Origin of the sequence: Nostoc commune NIES-4072, from assembly GCF_003113895.1 — a bacterium.
In the GTDB taxonomy this organism is placed as follows: domain Bacteria; phylum Cyanobacteriota; class Cyanobacteriia; order Cyanobacteriales; family Nostocaceae; genus Nostoc; species Nostoc commune.
This window is the reverse complement of sequence record NZ_BDUD01000001.1, coordinates 3,882,498-3,904,868: the sequence shown is the minus strand read 5'-3', so window position 1 is coordinate 3,904,868 and position 22,371 is coordinate 3,882,498. Positions and strand designations below refer to the sequence as shown.

Genomic DNA, 22,371 nt, shown 5'->3' with positions numbered 1-22,371 from the left:
TTAAAACTAAATTTAATATAAGTTTAATGAAAGCAATTAATTACCTTTTATTTTACTTAGCCAAATTTAATTTATGTTTAAAATTCTGGTTATTGATGATGATCCTATAGTGCGAACAGTACTGAAAAAAACACTCCAAAATCAGGGTTATGATATTAGTGTCGCCAAAAATGGCGAGGAAGGAATTACACAAGCACAATTACTACGTCCTGCTCTGATTATCTGTGACTGGATGATGTCTCAATTAGATGGGTTAGAAGTATGCCGTCGAATTAGAGCAGATCCAGAATTAGCAACTACTTTTTTTATTCTATTGACTGCTAGGGGAGCAGCTCGAGGAGAGGAAGAAGATAGAGTTAAGGGACTTGATGCTGGAGCAGACGAGTTTGTTTCTAAACCAATAGAAATGAATGAATTGAAAGCACGGGTAAGAGCAGGGCTAAGATTACACCAGTTAAATCAGGATTTACAAAGTAAAAAAGAAGTTTTGGAGACACTAAATCAAGATTTACAAACCCAAAAGCAAATTTTGGAAGCAGAATTAGCTGAGGCTGCTGATTATGTGCGATCACTTTTACCCTCACCCCTTGTAGGAGCAGTAACTACAGAAAATTTGTTTATTCCTTCAGCACAGCTTGGGGGAGATTGCTTTGACCATTATTGGCTCGACGAGGATAATTTGGCAATTTATTTGTTAGATGTATCAGGTCATGGGGTGGGTTCAGCCCTCCTATCTGTATCTGTGCAGAATGTTTTGCGATCGCAATCTCTACCGAACACTAACTTTTGTCAACCCAGTGAAGTTCTAAAAGCGCTCAATCACGCCTTCCAAATGACGAAGCACGGTGATAAATACTTCACAATTTGGTATGGAGTTTATCACCGCCTTAAACGTCAACTCATTTATGCTAACGCCGGACATCCACCAGCTTTATTGTTATCTAATACCTCTACAACAAGTATCCAAGTTAAACAGCTAAGTTCTTTAGATTTACCAATTGGCTTTTTACCTGATGTCCAATTTGAGGATGCTGTTTTTGATATTGAAGAAAACAGCACTTTATATATTTTTAGTGATGGTGCTTATGAAATTAATCAGTCAGACGGCAAAATTTGGGGTATAGATGCTTTCATTGACTTACTAACGAAATATAGCCTGAAAGATACCTGTAACTTAAATCAATTATTAGCAAACATTCTCACCTTAAATACTCAAGATAATCTTGATGATGATTTATCTTTGGTAAAAGTTAACTTTGGCTAGTATAGTCAAATGTGCATATTCAAATTTTGTATTGTCTATCTGATTACTGTGCTGCTAATACTTGGCGATTGAATTCCTCTTGGTCAGCAAAGCTTTGAAAAATTCTATCCATTTTAGTCAGTTCAAACAACATCCTGACTTGATCGTTGATAGAACAGACAAAAAATTTACCATTAGCATTACGCACCATTTGCATTGCTGAGACTAAAGCACCTAAACCAGAGCTATCGATAAATTTTACTTCTTTCATATCAAGTAACAAAATATCAACTCCATTTGCTATGATGCCGCTAATTTCACGACGCAGTTCGTTACCTCTAATTCCATCTAAAATTCCAGATAATTCTAGAACTGTTACACTCAAATTCATGGTTTTTTCCTATTATTTTGATCGAGAATATGTATTTACATTTTGGCATTGACCTAAGCAAACTGCAATAGAGAAAGTAATAATTTTGGATTTTATATGCAGTTAGCTGTGTTTGATTGCTTGGTAGCTATTATTTGCGATCGCAGTAAAAAAGCTACCATTTACACATTGACGGGAAATTTCAAAAGCTTCAAAATAACCATCTTTTTGACCTAACTCTCGTGCCCAAAAACGAGATAAAACTAATATGGCATCAAGTTGCATAAATGCTTTGTTTAGCTCTGATTCGTAACAACCGATAGCTGCAACTTTTTCCTCAATTACAGAGGTGATATCCACAAAAAAGTTAGGTTCAAAACCACGCAAAAAAACAGGTGGTGCTGAATACCATAAAGATATGTTTTTGCGTGTAGCAACATTAGAAACGGCAATTCCACACACTTCATGATCTCTATGTCCATATTTTTCAGGTTGTGGTGCATGAGTAATAATCAGATCCGGTTGCCAACGCCTAATAGCTTCTTCAGTAACTTTAATCACTACTTGTGTAGAGAAATTGCACTCCTCAAATGCATGAAACTCGTAAGTTGCACCGATGATTTTACCAGCTGCATCTGCTTCTTGATGACGTGTACCCTTAATAGATGAACTAGAAAGACCGCCATCAGTTAGAATTAAGCAACGAACATTCCATCCTGCCTTTGACATCAGACTGAGAGTGCCAGCAGCAGGTAGAACTTCATCATCAGCGTGAGCATAAATTGTTAACACAGTTCGCTGACCAAATTTGTTTAAGTCTGAATAAGTGTTCATAGCTGTTTTATTTCTAAATTGAATTTACAACTCAGGAGTTATGAGCTATTTATTATTTACCTCCTCTTCTCCTGCTTTCTTTAGTAGTACAGACATTATGCTTGTTTTGAAGGTTGCCAAACAGATGCGCGGATAATAGCCCACAAAAGTAACAAGTTATAGATAGCCCATACACTATTGAGTAAATGAACCAAAGGATCATTTAAATGACCAATTGCAAAGCGATAAAGACTCCACAATATTCCTAAAATAGTGAGGGCAAAGACAAGCAATTGTGGCCAAACGAGCCGAAGATAAATCCCGGATTGACGTTGCTTAGGCGTTACTTGGAAATTGAGTTTTTGTCCTGTGAATACACTCCATACGGCTTGGATCAATAAGGGAAATAAAGCGATCGCATATTGTTCAGAACGCCAAACTTCTCTAGCTGGAATGCCCCAAGTAGCTGCTAGAAAAGTGAGACGGTTGATAATAAAAGCTGGGAAAAAGTGTATGGCAAAGTCAGATCCATAGGTTTTGACTGGAACAATGTCCGTAAAAAAATAGATAATTGGACAAGAGATAAAAACCAGAGTTGCAAAACCAGAGAAATAACTATACATTGTCTGAAAATATTGCAACCTCTGCCAAAACATTAGTCCTGATTTTGTCAGTGGATTTTCTCTTACTAGTACTTGAATAGTTCCTTGTGCCCAGCGTAACCTCTGTTTAAGAGTAGAACTCAAATCATCTGGCGCTAAACCTTCTGCCAAAAGTTCGTTGTGATAAATAGATTTCCAGCCAGCACTGTGCAGACGCATGGCTGTATTCATATCTTCGGTAATGCTATTACTCGATACCCCACCAACTAAATCAAATTCATCTAGACGTTTTTCATCTTTGGCAAATTCATCAGCAAAATTTTGCAGTCCTACACTAACTAATGCTTCACGCCTCAATATCGCATTTGTGCCCGTATAGAAAGCAGAATTCATGCCATCCTTACCTTGTTGAAGTGGGCCATAAAATAAATTTGCTCGATGTCCAAAAGGATCGCCTGGAGGAATATTGTAAAAATCTTGGCGGGTCTGTACAAACGCAATTTGATTCTGGTCGTATTTTCCTGTTGAAAGATTATAGGTGTAGAAATAAGGCAAAACTCGCTTAAGAAAATTTGGCTTGGGAATGTGGTCGGCATCTAGAGTAACAATAAAATTTCCTGCCGTTTCTCCAGAAAAAATTGCGTAATTAATATTGCCTGCTTTAGCATGATGCGCTACACCAGGCGGCTTGGGACGAGCAATGTAGCGAAACCGGGAGAGTTCCACCAGTTCCAGTTCTTTTTTGTGAATAGCTGTTTCTAAGGCTTTTCGTTCGGTGGTTAAGCGATCGCTTATACTTTGATGCTGTGGAGGTAACCAAAGAATAAACTGTCGTAGACTTTGGACAAATTCGCCAGCAAATTGATTAACCACCGATTCTGATGATTGCAGCCATTGTTCAGCAGCTTGAGTATTAGGTGTGAGATTTTCCAGTTGCTTCAGACGCTGCAACAAGCTAGTGTGTTCTGCATCAATTCGATTCGCTTCTCGTTGTAGTTGTGCTGACTGCAAATCCTCGATACACAATCTTTCTGTCATAGCTCGTATATCAGCCGAGTTACCGTCATCCAGTACATAAACGCATAACTTGGTTGGCGGATAATCCATTGCTAGAGCAGCTTTAGCAGTTTCTTCTACAATTTCCGACGGCTCGTTGTAGCAGGTGATAAATACATCCACTGTTGGCCAGTCGGCTCTGGGTATAGGTGGGATCATCTGGTCGAGAGACTTAACCTGTCGCACTAAAGGACGCCACAACCCAATTACAAACATTACGCCGCCAAAATAGCTATAAATTTCTGCTATCAGCAAAGGAATCGAGATCCAGAGCGCATCGAAATTGATGGAATGGGTAACACGCCATTGCAAATACCAGATCCCAAAAATTAAATTTATTTCTGCCAGATAGCGAAACAATAGCGTTCTTTTTTTGAGTGATGAACGACTGTTACCGGAAAAGTTTGAGGAATTATCACTAAGAGAAACTGAAGTCATGTTAGTACCAGTAATTAAAACAATTAGAAATTGATCATTGAAAATTAAAAATTAATTGCTTTAAGTTTTAATTTTTAATTTCCGAAAGGTCAAGCACTAGTGGATGTCTGCCTCTAGCTTGGTAAAGCAGACTTTCTAAAACGATCGCATTTGTATTAATGTCAACTGAAGCATTAACACCTAGTTGCGAGTTTTCATAGCGACCTGAAAGATAGCCACGATTTTTATCGGATAAATTTTGAGCAAAGTCTCGCAGTTTTTTCGTGTAAGGCTCATCTGGCATGAGCGCAAACCAAGAGAATGCTGCTTTTGTGCTGATAAACCGCAATTGGGGATAGGCTTTTCCTGTGGTGTTTACGGCTTGCCAAGGTTGACCATTGGAGTAGACACTGTAATACAAAAAGTAAGGAGGGCGATCTAAGGAATCTTCATTTACAGCAGTTAAAATTCCAGTGCGTTTAAACCGTTGCTGTTGCACTTTAAAAAGATTTTGCACTTGAGATTTAACAGCATCATTCCAACCCATTTCTAAACCCCAGAGTAAATAAGGGTCATTCGTCAGGTAGTTAGTAGCTCCAGAGTTTTTGAAATTACGCTCGTCGATTTGCAGTTTAATTCCATCTATTTCAACTGTTTTTACCGGTGGATTGGAAAGAGCATTTGAAGCTTGAATATTCCACAGCTTTAAACTGTGAGCAGCGTATTGCTCGTAGCCTAATCGCCCTTCTTGCACTTCGAGAAGTTTGCCTGCTCTGGGGATAGCACCATTTAACCAACCATTTTTGACAAGTTTTGATGTATGCCAACGAGCAACAATGCGATTAATACGTGAAGCGAAGCTGTCGCCTTTAGGCGAATCGCTATATTGTGGATAATGCGATCGCATAACATGCAATGCTAATAAAAATCGCGCCATATCCAAAGCTGACCAACCACTTGTACCCTTGGGATCGGGGGTGTCATTGAGTCGGCGCATTTCGGCAGTACGGGTGCTATAAGCTTTGTTGGGTAAACCAGTTGCAGGTAGGGGCAGTTTTTCTAACGTCTCTAGCAATGTGTTCATCCGCTTTTGGAAGACATCTTGCGGCAATAACCCTAACTGGTAAGCCGCATGAATTCCTAGTAAGGCGCTACCTTGATCCCACCAAGTTGTCCACGGTATGTTGTCTACCGAATTTACTAAACCTGTTTGAGGATTCCAGTTACGCTCAAAATATTTCCAAGCCCGCCCCGCAGCAATTTTATCCGCTTCTTGAGTCAATCGTGGGAAAGAAGTTGTAGGCGTTGGAGTAGCAAGTTTTTCTGGCGTAGCGGTTGGTTTTGGTTTTAGTGGTAGTGGTGTGACTATGGGAGTAATCGGTTCTGGAACGGTTGGTGAAGTTGGTGTTTGGACATCAGGATTAAAGTTATTCGGGGCAGCAATAATCATAGATGGCGTAGGAGAACATTGCCACATCGCCGGACTTGGACAAAGCAGGGGTTGTTGATTTGCCGTTGCGTACAAAACTGATTGCAAAATCATGCTTTTGATGCCGCTTGTTGCCATTTATATTTTCTTTGCCAACTCAGCAGGCGATAAATAGCCGAAAGCCGGATTATTTACCGCGTCTTTATAACCAGCAGATTTGCCGCTATTGCTGTTAATTGCCCAATCACATTCCTTATTAATATTGAAATAAAGAATAGCTCTTACACCCATCCCAGCTAGCTGAGTGTAAGAGTCTCGTAACCATTGGTCTTTGGCAGTGTTGGGCAAACCATTTTGCGTATTACTCGTACTAGCTGTTTGAGCGATGAAAATCGGCTTACTGCCAGCCATAACCTTCATCCGCTTGATATATGGTTCAAAAACTTCTTTTGGGCTACTCCAGTGCTTCCAAGAGGAATTACTACAATATCCCCAGTTGTATGAACTAAAGGCAACCACATCTACCGACTTGTCGCCAGGATAGTAGTTTTCAAAGCGATGTTCGTTGTTTTCACTCCAACCATTAGGCGCAAATACCCAACGGATTGCCTGTGAAGATACACCAGCTTCTTTAAATATTTTTTGGATACGTTGATAAGCTAACTTGAAGTTTTGGGGGTCTTTGCTGTATGCTTCTCCGGGAATGTTCATCTCTTGCAACGGAGCGATAAACGCAATACGACCGTCGCCTTGTTTTGCCCAGTCAGAGTATGCTTTTGCCACTTTTTGCAGAGAACTATCTACGTCTCCTTTAGCAATCTGCGCTGCTGAACAAGTGGATTTGAGATTAATAAAGGCTGTGTATCCGTTTTGCTTAAGTTGTTCTAGAGAAACTGGGATATTGTAGGCAGGATTCGAGTCTTCGATATCAAAGAAAAATCCAGCAATAGAATGGCGCTTACCAACCCATTGATCGACTTGACGCAGTTGGCTGTCAATTGTACTTTTATTTCCGATGTAATCTGGGGTGTATAGTCCCAGTAGTACAGGAGGATTGGAAGTTGTTTGGTTTAATTTACGGTTTTCGAGTTGCTTCGAGGCATCAGCGATCGCCATTAAATTTTTACTCGCAAAGATGCTTCCTAGTAAAATTAGCATCATCAGCGCCAGTCGTACCTTGTTCATAGATTTGAAGGAATAACCAGGGATTTTGAATCAAGATGTCAGTTACTGTGCAAGCTACTAACTGCATTATGTACAAGTATTCCCAAATACAACTGATTATTAACAAACACAACTTTGTAATTACAGTGAGTTGTATTTCAATCAAGATGTAATCAGATTTCGCAAAATAGGCGTTAAAAAGCAGAGTCAAAAAGTTGTCTGACTTTCAATACGGTTCGGTTAAGGCAAGAGACGCGATAAATCGCCGTCTCTACAAAGGACTGATTATTGTAAAGACGGCGATTTATCGCGTCTTTGGATCTAGGGCGTGTCATCAAAAAACCTTATCCGAACCGTATTGGTCTGACTTTTAACTCTGCCGATTAGCTTACTTTAGGTATGGGAAGACGTTATTACTTTGTAACTTTTGTATCCGTTACTAACTTAGTATTTTCACTACCTGAAACCCAGTAACTTCCAGAACTATCAGAAATTAACTTAGCTCGTTGTTTCGCAGTGTTGGGTAAACCTCGCCCAGAATCTCCCTTTGTAATTTCTTGCCACCAAGGAGATTTCATGCTGGTAGCCGGACGAATTAGGGGTTGTCGATTCATCACTTTGTACAGCAAGGATTGCAAAATCATACTGTTGGTGCTGCTGGTGAAACCAACTGCTGTTTTACCTGTGGCTTCATAGAAACCTTCATAAAATCCGGCTAATGGATTGTATAAGTCAGTTGTTCCTTGCAGTAACTCTTGACTGTACTTGTTTTCTGGAAGCAGGGCATGATAGGCAAAAGCGACTGCTGTACTTACCAATCGCCCTTTTGGTACAGTTTGTCCGTCATCTCCCAAAGCCACCCAAGACTCACCATGTCCAGTAATTGTGCTGTGGACAGTGTAAGGTTTACGATCAATTAGGGTAGTGGCTGAGGCTGTAAGAGTTCCAGTGCGATGGTAACGTTCAGCTTGCGCCTGAAAAATTGGTTCAAAAAGCGATCGCATTTGTGGATCTAGTCCAAACTCCAGTGCATAGAGTAAGAATGGATTGCTAACTGTGTATTGGTTAACTTTCGATTTAGTATCTGTGCGACGACGTTGAATTGGAACTTTCACTCCCTCTATTGAGGTAGTTTGATATTCACCCCCAACAGCAGAACCATCAACATTAAATCCCCATAATTGAAAAGCACGAGCTGCGTATTCTTCATAACCTAAGCGGGTTTCAGGATTGACGCGGGTAAGCGATCGCCCATCTTCTTCTTTGGTGGTTGTAGCACTGGAAAGAATACCCTCACGTACCACACGCAAGTATGACCAATCCAGCACAATTTTATCTACAGCAGCCGTGTATTCTGGATGACAGGTTTTTAAGTTATAAAGCGCTGCCAGCATTCTACCTAAATCTAAAGCTGACCAGCCGTTGCCTTCTGGAACTGGATTTCCACCATAATCTACTGATTGCAGCGTTCGCGTATTATAACCCCGACTCGGCAATTCTCCAGCAAATAACGGTAACTTTGTCAAGGCTGCTAAAAGATGTCGGGTGCGCTGGTCAAATTCTTTAGGGGTAATTATATCGAGCGATCGCGCTGCATGGAGAGCTGCGAGATAATCTCCTAAGCCCCAGAGAGTTGCACCTTTGAAATCACTGCGATCGTCTATCAGCCCACTCTTGGAGTGATAATTAGCTTGAAAGTACCGCCAAGCCGCCTCTGCATAACGCCGTTCAATTACTGACAGTGGTCGATCTAGTTTGAGGTTAGATGATTTGGGACTATCCACTGGTGGAATAGGTGCAACAGCCACTTCTGTAGGTTTAGAAGTCTCCGCAGGGGTTGGGGTAGGAGTTGTAATAGAATTGGGTTGATTTGCGGTAGGAGTCGTAACAGGAGAATTTGGTTGATTTGAGGGTGTTGTAGGAGAAGCTTCTTCACTGGGCTTGCCAGTAGACACACTCACAGAACCAGAAGCAATTAAAGGGAGGTTTCCCTTAGCTTTGTAGTATAAAATCTCCAAAATTAGCCCATTAGTATTACCTGTCAAAGCTTTATTGGGTTGTTTTGATTCTTCATAGATACCAGCATAGTAACCACTATCATCAGGACTGCGGAGATCCTTGACAGCATCAAAAACTTTTTGAGCATAAGGATTATCTGGAAACAGATAGCGCCAACCAAAAGCAGCTTTGGTGCTGATGCTGCGAAACTGGGGATAAGGTTGATTAGCATCGGTGATTGTTGCCCAGTTTGCACCGTTAGCGTAGACAGTGTTGTAGAGAAAATAAGGCGCTTGATCGATATTATCTTCTGTGACAGCAGTCAACTGCCCCGTGGTGTCATAACGCCGTTTTTGCACATCTAAAACCCTGGCAGCAAAATCAGCTAACTCACCTTGCAAGCCAAACTCAATTCCATCAAGGATATAAGATTCACTAACAACGTAATTATTAGCGTTGGTGCTTTGAAAGTCACGGGTATCAACGGGAATTTGAACACCGTTAATTTCAACTAACTTGAACGGCTCAAAAGCAATAGCTTTTGGTGCAGAGAAACCCCAAAGTTGATAACCCCTAGCGCCATATTCTTCGTAGCCGAGCCGTCCTTCTTGCACTAATAACGTTGTGTTGTCTGGGAGAACAGCAGCTCCAAAAAGTTGTCCATCTTTGAGCGATCGCGCTACCTGCCACTTTGCTACAATTCCTTTTAGCCAGTCATTATATTGAGGGTGACAGGTGCGGATAACATCAAACGCAGCCAGGATTCGCCCGACATCCAAAGCAGACCAACCAATACCTCGCTCCAGTGGATTATTGCCATAATCAACCATTTGTGCGTTGGCTGCGTTATAGACTTTATTGGGCAAAGTATCTTCAAATAACTTTAAGCTGTTGAGAGTTGTCAAAAACTTGTTGAGGCGTGAATCAAAATCTGCTTGGTCAGTAAGATTCAACCAGCGTGCAGCATTCAACGCCATCAGGTAATTCCCCATATCCCAGAGTGTACCAGAAGGATAACCGCCAGTAGAATTAGTAAATCCCGTTGCTGGCTGATAATTTTTGACAAAATATTGCCAAGCAGCACGAGCATAAGTTTGTTCTTCAGGGGTGAGCGGGGCTGTAATATTCCCACAGCTACTGGAATTTTGGGATAAAACTGGTGTCGGGATGTAAAACAACAATTGCAGAAATGTCCCAATTAGGAATAATGCAATCCATCTCAACAGCTTTTGTTGACGGGGTTTGTATATCATAATGCAAAGAAGGAGTTAGGAGCGTCATAGGTGACAAATTTCTTGTTCCCGTCAGTATAATCACGCGCTAACCAATGAAATTCTTGCGCCGCTTTGAGCCGATATTCCGGTGAACGGATATTCTTGAGCAGTACTGCGAAGTAGGTGACGAGTGCAAACACAAAATTTTCCGGATTTAAGAAAATTGCAAACTCAGTCTAACCAAAGAAATAAAAAATTGACAAAAAAATGCTTATGGTGTTATTTTATTCACGTATTCAGACTCTAAAACCCTCAACAATCTCTAAAGAGCGAATCCAAATACACTCAACTGATGCGATCGCTCTGTTGTAATATCCCTTTTGTGTCACTCTCCGAAAAATTTTGCCATTTCTGAATTCTAGAGCTTTTGTATACGAAGCGATCGCTCTGCCCGCCGCAGGCATCTCAAGATTTTTTCTGGCGTTGCCCAATTGCGGTATGAATCCAGATGTAGAGACGTTGCAATGCAACGCCGGATTTTGATATTATGCAGAATCGTTTTCATACATGAAATCAGCAACGCCTTTTTTCTAATAACAAATACAACAACCAAGTTTTTGTAATAGGATAGTCTGTATTGATTGACTGATAAAGCTTCTAGAGATTTCCTTCTCCGATAGTGACAGAAGCTGTTTACGGACGCGATCGCTTCCGTTATGGATGGAAAAAACAAGTAAAATCCTCTTTCCTTCTGCCTTCTGCCTTGTTTCTTGAAAGAGGGATATCAAAAGACACAACTAAATAGTCATAAAAGTGGAAGGTTGAGCCGAAAGTATACTTGCAGTGACATTATCCAACTTCGCCAACACTTGATTGTCAGAACTATCCATAATGAAGGCAATACTTCCTTGTTGCTGTATCAACAATTGACCGAACTTAAGACCACCTGACAACGCAAGCTTATCCTTACCTATTTCAAAGTCAGTAATAGAGTCCGTGCCCTCACCTAAAGCCAATACAAAGGTATCAGCGCCATAACCCCCTGTAAGTATATCTTTGCCTGCGCCCCCATAAAGCCAGTCATTGCCTGTGTCCCCTAATAGTTGGTCATCACCGACACCACCAAATAGCGTATCGTTTCCGTCGCCTCCGAAAAGTTGGTCATTTCCTAGATTACCTACGATAGTATCTTGACCCCCCAACCCATAAATCTTGCTGGCTGGGGCATTGCCTTTTAGGTACTCAGAGCTATCAGTGCCATTAAGAAGAGAAATTTTGTTAGTAATAGCAGTCTTATTGGTCGCGGCTTCGTATGCACCAGCATCAATCAATACACTGCCGTTGCCATCGCCATCTAGGGGAGTATTCTTAGTGATGCTATTGAAGGCATTGGAACCAGCATCTATCGCAGGACTTCCAGGTTTGAGCCTAAAGTCATGATTCGCTGCATTAACAAACAACGGGTCTTTGTTTAAAATATTTCCTGATCCTGTGCCTTTAAGAACTCCCTTGTAAGCAAGGTTATTGTCAAATGAAACATTAGTAGAATTAACAACAGAATTGGCAGGCTCTCCGTTCTTTGCATACATAATGTTGTTAGATGCGTGAACATTTTTAGAGCTGTTAATAAAAATTTCTGCGGTTAGAATTTTTTGTGAGTTTTGGTAAACTGTATTATTGACAATATCTACAGGATTTTTGCTTTTAAAAATCTGAATACCTGCGCCACCATTGTTATAGATTAGGTTGTTGGCAATTAAGGCTTTGCCCGCATAAGATTCAGTGCCGATATAGCTTCTATCAAGCATTATCCCATGACCTTCCTGTATTTTTCCCGTTGCATCACTAGGTACTAACTGCTTGTTATCAAAGGAAGTATTGCCACGAATAATTACTTTGTAATCTGTAACATTCTCATCAGAATTCCAGAGGTTCAACATTGTAATCCCTTGGACTCCAAAGGGAGAATACCAACCATTTCCAGAAACAACATTGTTTTCTACTGTAATGTAGTCTACTTTGGTTGTTCCAATCCCACCTCCTGGAAACTTAGAAATATTGTTATTACTAATTGTGATGTGATGTGAATGCTTATCTTTGTCGCCATCAATATATGTAACGTTAATACCACTTCCAGATGTTGCTGGGTTACTCAAATTATTTTTTTGCTGGAGCGCATATTTTAATGTAATTTCATCTCGCGCTCCCACCATTGTCAACCCTTCAATTACTACGTAAGAAGAGCCTGTAATTGAGACAGCATTCCAATTGTTTTTGTGTGCTTCTAGAACAGGTGTGTGTCCAGGATAAGCAGTAAATGTAATCGGTGCATTAGCGGTACCATGCTTATCTGAAATACTCAGGATATTAGGGTAAATGTTTGTGTAAGTACCATTCATGACATAGACGGTATCACCTGCGGCTACCAAGTCTCCAGCTTTTTGGAGGGTGCGAAATGCAGATCCTTCCTTCAAGCCATCATTTTTATCATTGCCTGTTCCAGAAACGTAGTATGTTTTGCCAGCCATGAGATTAACTCCGAATACTTGTAAGGTGAATTGGTAGTATGTTCTCAGCAATAAACTATGTTGCTAAGTAGTTGTTTGAATGGATGATTTATCTAGTCTCTTTAAGACAGTCGCAGTTGTGCGATGACGTAGGCGATCGCAATTTGGAATCGCGTCGTTTGTAGAAACACTTTTGTAAAACTGAAAATTTTTATCCTATTAACCTTTGATGGTTAAAGTAGGGATGTCAATACCGTCAATCGTTAGTCTTTTATTGAAAGCGATCAGACAATTTGCACGCAGACAAGGCAGCGCAAAGCCGGAGATTTTTCCTGTCTTCTCTGCGCTTGTTGAGCGGTCAAAGTTGAATTGGTTGAAACTTTAGTAGGTTTACCCCTTAACTTAAGGGAACTAATGTAACAACTTAGTCGAACCTGTTGTAAGCTGTGTAACTGAGTCTGGTGAACTCCTGTATTAAAACTAACCTTTACATAAAAGACATAAATCAGTAAATATTCTTAATTTAGTTATTTTTTTTACAACAAATGCAAAAATTTTAAGGTTTTTTCTTTCCCCTTCCCCTTTTCCCCAAAACCCGACAAGTATTGCCACCCGTCATAATTATCCAGATCCACACAACGAATAAACTCGAAATACTGCTGGTATCTTTTTTCAAGGCAAGTACTTTAACAATATTTGCTTTTTTGAATAACGTAAGACTTTATGAGAATGTCCCAGCCAAACTTCTATTGCAGATATCAGACGTAATGCCTCTAGTGAAGTTATACCGTAGTATTCAAAGGGAAGATAAAGAGCCTCAAGTCAATACCCTTTGCCAACTAATTCACAATGCATCCCTCAAAAGAGAGAGATAGGAGCCTAAACCCTGTTATAAAATAGACATATAAGGATTCGGGGGGCCATTTAACTGGTCATAAACGCCTATAGAAACTATTTTTGGAAATCTTCAAGGTCTGAAATCCAGCCAACTGAAGCAATTACAGAGGCTGTATCACCAGCGTATACCGGGCGATCGCATCACCACGTCCGAGTTTTCCCAGCGTCTGGCAGCAATTAGCACAGAAGTCAATCAGCCTGTGTGCGCCTACATCAACCGTCGCGGACAAGTGATTCGCGTCGGGGTAGGTACACCGCGTCAAACACAAATACCACCCCTAGAATTGCCTCGTTACGGTGCAGAACGACTCAGTGGTATTCGTTGTATCGCCACCCATCTCAAGGCAGAACCGCCTAGTGAAGCGGCGCTCACAGCGATGGCACTGCAACGCTTAGATGCCCTAGTTGTACTAAATATTACCGGAACCGGATTCACACGGCGGGGAGGCGGCGCAACTGGGTATGTGAAAGAAGCTTATCTAGCTCATCTGACACCCCAAGACTCTCGCACCCTGATTCCTAGCTCTGCTGCTGTCAAAGTAGAAGAAAGCCAATTCGGCTTCGCTCACTCTAAACAAATCCAATCCCCAAGTTGGAATATATCGCCACCTCTCGGCTTGGATGATCTGGCAGAACAGGATTTAGTAGACTTGGTAGAAAATCTGGAAGCGGAATTCCAACGCGAATTTGTCGCCCAGGAAGTAGATTCTGACAACGATCGCGTGCTAATTGTAGGGCTGATGACCAGTGAGATAACCCCTCTACAATTCCAAGACACCCTAATGGAATTGGCGCGTTTAGTTGATACAGCAGGGGGGAATGTATTACAGACAATACAACAAAAGCGATCGCGCATTCATCCCCAAACAGTAGTTGGCGAAGGTAAAGTGCAAGAGATTGCCCTAACAGCCCAAACACTAGGAGTTAATCTTGTCGTCTTTAACCGCGATCTCTCACCCTCCCAAGTCCGCAACTTAGAAATGCAAATTGGTATCCGGGTGGTTGACCGCACCGAAGTAATTTTGGATATCTTTGCCCAACGCGCTCAGTCCCGTGCTGGTAAGTTGCAAGTAGAACTAGCACAGTTAGAATACATGCAACCGCGATTGGCTGGTAGAGGTCGCGCCATGTCCCGATTGGGTGGTGGTATTGGAACTCGTGGCCCTGGTGAAACCAAACTGGAAACTGAACGCCGTGCCATTGGGCAGCGCATTTCTCGACTACAAAAAGAAGTAGACCAATTGCAAGCGCATCGTTCACGGTTACGACAGCGACGACAGCATGAAGAAGTTCCCTCAGTGGCTTTGGTTGGATATACTAACGCTGGCAAGTCCACTTTGCTGAATGCTCTCACAAATGCAGAAGTTTATACAGCCGACCAGCTATTTGCCACTCTCGATCCTACTACCCGCCGCTTGGTAATTCCTCATGGCGAAGCTAATAAACCTCAAGAAATTCTGATTACAGATACAGTAGGGTTCATACACGAACTGCCTGCATCATTAATGGATGCCTTCCGCGCCACCTTGGAGGAAGTCACAGAAGCCGATGCCCTACTCCATTTGGTGGATTTGTCTCACCCCGCTTGGTTGCGTCACATTCGCTCAGTCAGAGAAATCTTGGCACAAATGCCAATAACTCCTGGCCCGGCGCTGGTTGTTTTTAACAAGATTGATCAAGCTAATAGTGAGACACTAGCTTTAGCTAGAGAAGAATTTCCCCTAGCGGTATTTATTTCTGCGAGTCAGCGCCTGGGATTAGAGACGTTACGCCAGCGTCTTGCCAAGCTGATTGAATATGCTGTTGACTGTAGTTAAAACTTGAGTTGCAAATTCAGTGTCAACATCTTAATATTAGTGTCCTAAATTTTTAACTCTGGGGAAGGTGATTTCGCCTTCCCTTCTTCGTTTAATCTAAAATCTCGTGGTATGTATGGAAAACCATCAGCTTTTATCCAGAAGCGACTTACCAATCTTCCACACAAATTGATTGATTAAATATGGAAAAATAAAAGCTTAATTAAGCAAGCTGATTATGCATACCTTAAGCTTAAAAATATTTTAAGTGTAAATACTTAAAATACTCAAATATACTGTTAAAAAATTATTGCTTATTTCCTACTTAAAGTTTTAGTTAACTTTAATCTATAAGGTAGACAATGAATAGTTTCTTATGCCAATTTATACATGAGTAATTATTACTAAAAAGTTCTCTTAAGACATTTTAAATGCCTTAAATAGAAAGCAAAGGAGTTTCAAGCGAGTGTCTCAACTATATTCCAAGAAGATAGTAGGTTATGCAACTTACTGTATATCAACATTAGCTGTGGTTATGTCGCAGATGCCAAGAGCAGATGCAGCCTCCATGACTTTCTCAGCCACAGGTACTAACCCAATATCAGGTGGAAGCAGTACAGCCCTTTCGGCAAAAGCTGTCTTTGATGATTCAATAGCAGGCAAGTTGACACTGACCCTTACTAATACAGGCCCAGGTGCATCAGCCCCTTCAGATGTTCTAACAGGAATTTTCTGGGATTATGCTGGATCTTCCTTAACAAACTTAACCTTGTCTTCAGCCAAAGCTCCAACCGTAATCAAGAATAATCTAACTACCGGAACTAATGTCGATCTTACCAAGGTTGGAGGAAATACAGTTGAATGGGGTTTTGCAAAGACTACCGCTAGTACAGGGCTGGGTGGTGCTAATGGCGTAGCTAACCCAGTAACTCAGCACTACGGTATTGGTACAGCAGGTTTTGGGATATCGCCTGGTTTCGGTCTTTCGGGTGGACAGCAATTCAATTACGGTATTATTACTGGTTACGATAGTCCAAATCCAGCAGTAAGTGGAGGGACTTTTGTGAAGGACTCTGCCACATTCGTTTTCTCAGGACTACCTACTGGCTTTGATTTAACAAAGATTCAGAATATTCGTTTTCAGTATGGTACTGGTTTAGATGAGCCTAGTACTTATTATATTGCTCCACCACCTCCACCTAAAAGAGTACCTGAGTCTAGTGCAACAGTTGCTCTTGGTTTATTTGCTCTAGGTGCGCTGAGAGTTGCCAAGAAAAAGCCTCTAGTCTCAGCTTAAATGAGAACTTGAGTACTAACTGATAACTGAGTTACGCTTTATAAGCAATTCTCACAATTTAGATAATAGCCACCCTGTTTTTTAACAAAATTGGTATAAACATAATATCTTAGTCAAGAGTCCAGACTTTATCTCTTGACTAATTTTTTTATGTAAACCAAGTTAGCGCCTTATAAGGGTAAAGACAAACCAAGATCAGGTGTCTAGTAATCTGTCAATAAATAATTGATGGATAGATTTCCTGTAGAGACGGCGATTTATCGCGTCTCTCTAACCGTCAAAATGGATTTGACAGACCACTAGAGTCAGTGGCAAAGTTCTAAAATTAAAAAGTATTAAATCAAGTTGAGGACTTTATGGCTGCAAAAGTAGAAATTTACACTTGGAAAACTTGCCCATTTTGCATTCGTGCCAAAAGTTTGCTAAAGAACAAGGGAGTTGAATTTATTGAATACAGCATTGATGGAGATGAGACAGCCAGAAATAAAATGGCTCAAAGAGCAAATGGACGGCGCTCTGTACCGCAAATTTTTATCAATGATGATCACATAGGTGGTTGTGATGATATCCACGCTTTAGACAGTCAAGGCAAGCTAGATGAACTACTAACTTCTAGCAACGTGTAGGTTGAGAAAATATTGCTAGAAGCTAGCGACAAGCCGCTACACACGGCAGTCGCCGCACCTCTGGATAGCTACGTGCTGCCTTGTTACAGGCTTTTTTCTCAAAAAAACGATATCTGTCTACAAGACTTTATCCACCAGGTTCCACTCAGCAGTACATATATACGTCAATTGCTGAGAGCATCAAGAGATAATAATTGAATAACCATTTAATTTCTTGGTGATTGAGGTATAAAGGGTGAAACTGGCTTTTATCATTGATCCCATCCATTTGCTTGACCCGTGTCATGATACCAGTGTTGCCCTAATTGAAGCAGCGCAAATCCTGGGACACGAAGTTTGGGTGACTCAGGCAAATCTGCTGAGTGTGGTGGAGAGCAAAGCTTGGGCTGTCCTACAGCGAGTCGAACTTGTGCCAGTGCAGTTGCTGGAGGGACGTTGGGTAGCGGTGAATCCTTGGTATAAGTTGAGTGATTCTTGCTTAACTTCTTTAGAGACAATGGACGCCGTATTTATGCGGACAGATCCACCTGTCAATGATTCCTACCTCTATGCCACGTACATTCTGGATTACATTGACCAAAATAAAACCCTAGTGATTAACAGTCCTAGCGGTATCCGAGGGGCAAATGAAAAAATGTACGCCCTCCAGTTTACTAAAGCGATTCCAGAAACCATTGTCAGTGCTGATAAGCAGTTTATCCGGCAATTTGTCGAAGCCAAGGGAGCAGCAGTTCTCAAACCACTGGGTAACAAAGCTGGGGAAGGAATTTTGTTTTTGCAATCAGGCGATCGCAATTTTAACTCTATTGTCGAACTCAGTACCTTCCAAGGTCGAGTGCCTGTAATGGTGCAAACCTATTTACCGGAGGCAAAAGCAGGAGATAAGCGAATTATCCTACTCAATGGCGAACCAATTGGTGCGCTCAATCGCCTCTCTAGCGGAACTGATTTTCGCAATAATATGGCTACTGGTGGCACAGTTGCTCAAACCGAAATTACCCCAAGGGAGTATGAAATTTGTACTCAAGTAGCCGAACGGTTACGCCAAGACGGCTTAATTTTTGTAGGTATTGATGTTATTGGTGGCTACTTAACTGAAGTTAATGTCACTAGTCCTACTGGAATTCGTGAGATTGATCGCCTAGATGGTACTCACCTTGGCCATCAGATTATTCAATGGCTTGAACAGACAATAAAAAGCAAAAAATAATTTACATTTATTTTTTGCTTCGAGTTTTAAGGGTTTGTAGTAAGTACGCTTTGTGCTTACTACATCAGTTTATTTTTTCCAAAAGCATAGCTGGACATGTGAGCCAGCCGACTCCTGCCCAAGTTAATTTTATTTCTATAAAGTAGCGTTAACGAGTTTTTACCAATTAGCAAGATTGGGGATGGCAACAGATTGCTTACCCCTGCTCTTAGTAAAACCCTGGAACTAGCAGATTTTATACAGCACTCAGCCTAACCTGAGAGTGCTAATTTAATCTAAAACCTCAAATCCAAAATCTTTTAATTCCGTGGTGTACGTCGGTTTCTCAGAAAATCAGGTATATCTAATCCTGGTTTTTCTTTCGGTTCTGGAATTGGAGTTGGAGTTGGAGTTGAACTTGGAGTTGAGGTTGGCGGATTAACAGGTGGTTGCTGTGTTGTTGGTCGTTTCGAGGTATTAGGTGCTACTCGAACGTTAGCCACGCTTTGTTGTACCGCAGCTTGCACTTCACCTGTAAACCCGGTGGCAATTACAGTAATTCTTACCTCACCTTGGAGTCTGTCATCAATTACAGCCCCAAAAATAATATTGGCGTTGGGATCAACTACTTCATAAATTGCTTCTGCGGCTGCATTCACTTCATGCAAAGTGAGATCAGTACCACCAGTAATATTAAAGACAACCCCTCTAGCACCTTCAATAGAACATTCTAATAATGGTGAAGAAATAGCTGCGATCGCAGCTTCTCTAGCTCTAGATTTTCCAGAGCTAACGCCAATTCCCATCAATGCCGATCCCGCATCTGCCATCACAGCTCGGACATCAGCAAAGTCAACGTTTACCAAACCGGGGATCGTGATGATATCAGAAATACCTTGCACCCCTTGACGCAGTACATCATCTGCATAACGAAAAGCTTCTTGCACAGGTGTTTGTTCGGGGATCACTTCCAGTAGTTTGTTGTTGGGGATAATGATCAGTGTATCTACCCTACTTTTTAGCCCTTCAATACCTTGTTCCGCTTGGCTGGTACGGCGGCGTCCCTCAAACACAAATGGACGTGTGACTACACCAACAGTGAGAGCGCCCATTTCCTTTGCTACTTCTGCCACTATCGGCGCTGCACCTGTCCCAGTACCACCCCCCATACCAGCAGTGATAAATACTAGGTCTGCACCCTCTAAAGCTGTAGCAATTTCGTCTCGTGATTCCTCTGCTGCCTTTTGACCAATAGCAGGATTACCACCTGCTCCTAAACCCCGTGTTAGCTTCTGTCCAATTTGTAATCTACTGGGAGCGCCAGCTAAGGTAAGAGCTTGGGCATCAGTGTTAATTGACCAAAACTCTACCCCAGAGACATCAGATTCAATCATGCGGTTAACGGCATTGCCACCGCCACCACCGACACCAATCACTTTGATGTTGGCAACCCGACCAGGAACAATCTCGCCAATTCGGCTATTTTCCGTAGAAATCTTCTTATTATCGTGATTTTGTCCGAAGTTCAACCCAGAGTTATTAAAGGGATTGGTCGAGTTAACTGCCAGAGAGAACCCCGGCTGTCCCGTAGATTGGGAATTTTTATAGTTAAGTCCTTGGTTATTATCAAGTGTCATTGGATTTGTCAAAGGGTAGATAAACGACTTTTTCAGGTGTTATTCACCTAAGAGTCAACTTTAGTTTGAAAGTGCCACAATACTAGGGCACTGTTCTTTATGGTTTTCACACTGCCAAGCCTAACAGAATTGGCAGTGTGAAAATTTGCTATGGGATGAGCCTTCAAGGCAAGCGATCGCACAGCCAATTCTAGAGAAGTATACCTACATTTATCTAAAAGTGATCTGTATAACTTCAACCATACATTAATCGTTTCATTATTCTCAGCAGAGGGCAGAACTTGTAAAGACACACTACAGCGCATCTTATCTACCTCAATAATATTATTAATAGATTTCACCATTGGGGATAACTACAACTTTAGACACAAAATTTACCTTATACTTACTTATCCCTCAGGTTGAAGTAAGCAATAATTTACTTTGTCAGACTATACCTGATTAATTTGTTGTTTGGGGGTCTTAAGGGAGACTTTGTTTGAGCAATAGTCTATCTTACGAGAACCCTTACTAGTGTGGTCAACAAATCAAGATTTTTCCAGAGGTTTCGTAACCCCATAGAAATTACAGCACAGAATAGTCTAAACTAATTGCCCAGAAGCAATGCTTACGCAACTTTGGGCGGCATTTTCCTTTACAGATTGAAACTTCGGTAAACTGTCTTTGGAAATAGAAGGCGTTTTGCCCGCCATAGCCCACCATTAGATTGTTGAACATCTTGCACCCTACTATTAGGTGTTAGGGGTCATAATTGAAAGTGTTTTACTCGTAATAGAGATTTTAGGATTTATCTTCTCATTTTAATTAGAAGTTAATGCCGATTTTCGTGAGGTTTGCTCGAAAACTGAAAATAATAAATTTATTTATCAGCATAAAGCTTCTTAATTTACTAGGAGCTATCAATACATTAAACACTCTAGTACTGCAAGGCGGAAGTCAAAAATCACGCATTCAAAAGAATTGTATTCTAGGCTTTTGCGCCATTTGAAATGCTATGTTTATTCACGCGGTGCTGTACTAGATGTTTTTAGGAGTTTTGGAAGTTATTTTTTGTTCTTTTTGGTTCATCTGTACTAATGGAAATTCGGGATTTTTCAGATCAATATACTCTATTTGGCCGGAATTTAGTTTTGCTGCTAAATGACGCATTTGGGCGAGTACTTTAATTTGTTCAGACAGTTGGGGGCCCGGAACGCCGAGATGCACATTTCCTAGTTCTGTTTTCAAAATTAAATTCGCTGGATTTTGGCAATCAATTTCCATTACCTTTATGGGACTTTGGCTTACAGCTTGATGAAGTTGAGGCCAATAGAGACAGTATTGTTTGGGCAATCCAATTACTCTGAGATTGGGTAATTTCTTAGTAGGATTCAGTGATGTGTATTTTTCTAAAGGCATCCAGGCCCCGCTTGCATCTAGTAAGCCGATTGTGACTTTTTTGTTGCCAGTGCCTTGATTTTGCCCACTTGGTGTTTGAGTCACGGCTACAGGAACTCGTTCTTGGATTTCGATGTTTAATCCAGGAGGAAACAAGCGGCGTCTAACGATCGCTTCGGCAATAGTTGGTTGTTTCTTCAAAGAGTTAGCGATCGCTGCCGGTTCAATCCGCCACAAAGATTGGGGGTAAGATAGCACCAACAGTGATTGAGTTGTCTCATCTGACAGGGACTGATTGCCTGATTTGATCGCTACTTGTTTAGGACTTTTTAGTACCCACACTGGTTGAATTGCCACCCACAGCAATCCAACCGCCAAACCGGTAATGGCAAAAGTTCGCCAAATAGCTTGAATAATTTTCATCTGCCTCTGCCGACGTAATTTCTTACGACGCTGGGCTAGATCGGTGCGGGAAACTGATATTATGCCAGCCATTCAAACCCCTTTCTACTTACAATCTAAATTCCTTGACGCCCTTGTATCATTATTAATCTCAGTAAACACTGCCAGCATCTATTAGCCGCTCTCCTCAAGACTTTTTTTATTTTTAGTAACACTTTACAGTAACTACATAACGAACGTGGCGCTAGTCATCCTTCCGATTAAAGTTTCCGGTGTCCATTCTTAACTTACTGTTGTCTTTTCGACAAGGGATCGTCAAACATCTTGTCTCTAAAGA

The 22,371-nt window shown here is 41.3% G+C and carries 17 protein-coding genes; 5 read left to right on the top strand and 12 right to left on the bottom strand.

Annotated features, from left to right (window positions below):
* Nucleotides 1–73: 73 nt before the first annotated feature.
* Nucleotides 74–1,264, top strand: coding sequence for a SpoIIE family protein phosphatase (locus CDC33_RS17400; RefSeq protein WP_109009537.1), 1,191 nt, complete (start codon nt 74–76; stop codon nt 1,262–1,264).
* Nucleotides 1,265–1,307: 43 nt separating this feature from the next.
* Here CDC33_RS17400 and CDC33_RS17395 read toward each other — a convergent pair whose 3' ends face one another.
* The 9 genes from CDC33_RS17395 to CDC33_RS17365 all read right to left on the bottom strand — a co-directional run bounded on the left by CDC33_RS17395 (nt 1,308) and on the right by CDC33_RS17365 (nt 12,834).
* Nucleotides 1,308–1,634, bottom strand: a complete 327-nt coding sequence (locus CDC33_RS17395) for an STAS domain-containing protein (protein WP_109009536.1) — start codon at nt 1,632–1,634, stop codon at nt 1,308–1,310.
* A gap of 102 nt (nt 1,635–1,736) precedes the next feature.
* Nucleotides 1,737–2,447: a PIG-L deacetylase family protein gene (locus tag CDC33_RS17390; protein WP_109009535.1), complete on the bottom strand. Its 711-nt coding sequence runs from the start codon at nt 2,445–2,447 to the stop codon at nt 1,737–1,739.
* A gap of 95 nt (nt 2,448–2,542) precedes the next feature.
* Nucleotides 2,543–4,522: a glycosyltransferase gene (locus tag CDC33_RS17385; protein ID WP_109009534.1), complete on the bottom strand. Its 1,980-nt coding sequence runs from the start codon at nt 4,520–4,522 to the stop codon at nt 2,543–2,545.
* Between the two features lie 67 nt (nt 4,523–4,589).
* Nucleotides 4,590–6,068 (bottom strand): DUF3131 domain-containing protein, encoded by a 1,479-nt coding sequence (locus tag CDC33_RS17380; RefSeq protein ID WP_109009533.1) that lies wholly within the window; start codon nt 6,066–6,068, stop codon nt 4,590–4,592.
* A complete protein-coding gene (locus CDC33_RS17375) occupies nt 6,069–7,115 on the bottom strand; it encodes a glycoside hydrolase family 26 protein (protein WP_244919255.1) in 1,047 nt (348 codons plus the stop codon).
* A 392-nt stretch (nt 7,116–7,507) separates the two neighbouring features.
* A complete protein-coding gene (locus CDC33_RS17370; protein ID WP_109009532.1) occupies nt 7,508–10,345 on the bottom strand; it encodes a DUF3131 domain-containing protein in 2,838 nt (945 codons plus the stop codon).
* A complete protein-coding gene (locus tag CDC33_RS38850) occupies nt 10,342–10,506 on the bottom strand; it encodes a hypothetical protein (protein ID WP_181374048.1) in 165 nt (54 codons plus the stop codon). The genes CDC33_RS17370 and CDC33_RS38850 overlap by 4 nt, the downstream gene beginning before the upstream one ends.
* A gap of 96 nt (nt 10,507–10,602) precedes the next feature.
* Entirely contained in the window at nt 10,603–10,770 is a 168-nt protein-coding gene (locus CDC33_RS38845; protein WP_181374047.1) for a hypothetical protein, read from the bottom strand.
* Nucleotides 10,771–11,103: 333 nt separating this feature from the next.
* Nucleotides 11,104–12,834, bottom strand: a complete 1,731-nt coding sequence (locus CDC33_RS17365; RefSeq protein WP_109009531.1) for a calcium-binding protein — start codon at nt 12,832–12,834, stop codon at nt 11,104–11,106.
* A 923-nt stretch (nt 12,835–13,757) separates the two neighbouring features.
* Here CDC33_RS17365 and hflX point away from each other — a divergent pair.
* The 4 genes from hflX (at nt 13,758) to gshB (ending at nt 18,639) form a co-directional block, all read left to right on the top strand.
* Nucleotides 13,758–15,527, top strand: a complete 1,770-nt coding sequence (gene hflX, locus CDC33_RS17355; RefSeq protein ID WP_109009530.1) for a GTPase HflX — start codon at nt 13,758–13,760, stop codon at nt 15,525–15,527.
* Between the two features lie 445 nt (nt 15,528–15,972).
* Entirely contained in the window at nt 15,973–16,803 is an 831-nt protein-coding gene (locus tag CDC33_RS17350; protein ID WP_109009529.1) for an XDD4 family exosortase-dependent surface protein, read from the top strand.
* A gap of 356 nt (nt 16,804–17,159) precedes the next feature.
* A complete protein-coding gene (gene grxC, locus CDC33_RS17345; RefSeq protein WP_109009528.1) occupies nt 17,160–17,429 on the top strand; it encodes a glutaredoxin 3 in 270 nt (89 codons plus the stop codon).
* 235 nt (nt 17,430–17,664) lie between these two features.
* Nucleotides 17,665–18,639: a glutathione synthase gene (gene gshB / locus CDC33_RS17340; protein WP_109009527.1), complete on the top strand. Its 975-nt coding sequence runs from the start codon at nt 17,665–17,667 to the stop codon at nt 18,637–18,639.
* A gap of 299 nt (nt 18,640–18,938) precedes the next feature.
* Here the strand turns inward: gshB and ftsZ are convergent, their stop codons facing one another.
* From ftsZ to CDC33_RS17325, 3 genes are all read right to left on the bottom strand, one after another.
* Nucleotides 18,939–20,255 carry a cell division protein FtsZ gene (gene ftsZ / locus CDC33_RS17335; protein WP_109009526.1) on the bottom strand — a complete coding sequence of 439 codons (1,317 nt, stop codon included), beginning with the start codon at nt 20,253–20,255 and terminating at the stop codon, nt 18,939–18,941.
* 47 nt (nt 20,256–20,302) lie between these two features.
* On the bottom strand, nt 20,303–20,599 hold the full coding sequence (locus CDC33_RS17330) for a hypothetical protein (protein WP_109009525.1): 297 nt from the start codon (nt 20,597–20,599) through the stop codon (nt 20,303–20,305).
* Nucleotides 20,600–21,272: 673 nt separating this feature from the next.
* Complete coding sequence (locus CDC33_RS17325) at nt 21,273–22,127, bottom strand: cell division protein FtsQ/DivIB (RefSeq protein WP_109009524.1); 855 nt, start codon at nt 22,125–22,127, stop codon at nt 21,273–21,275.
* Between the last annotated feature and the right edge of the window lie 244 nt (nt 22,128–22,371).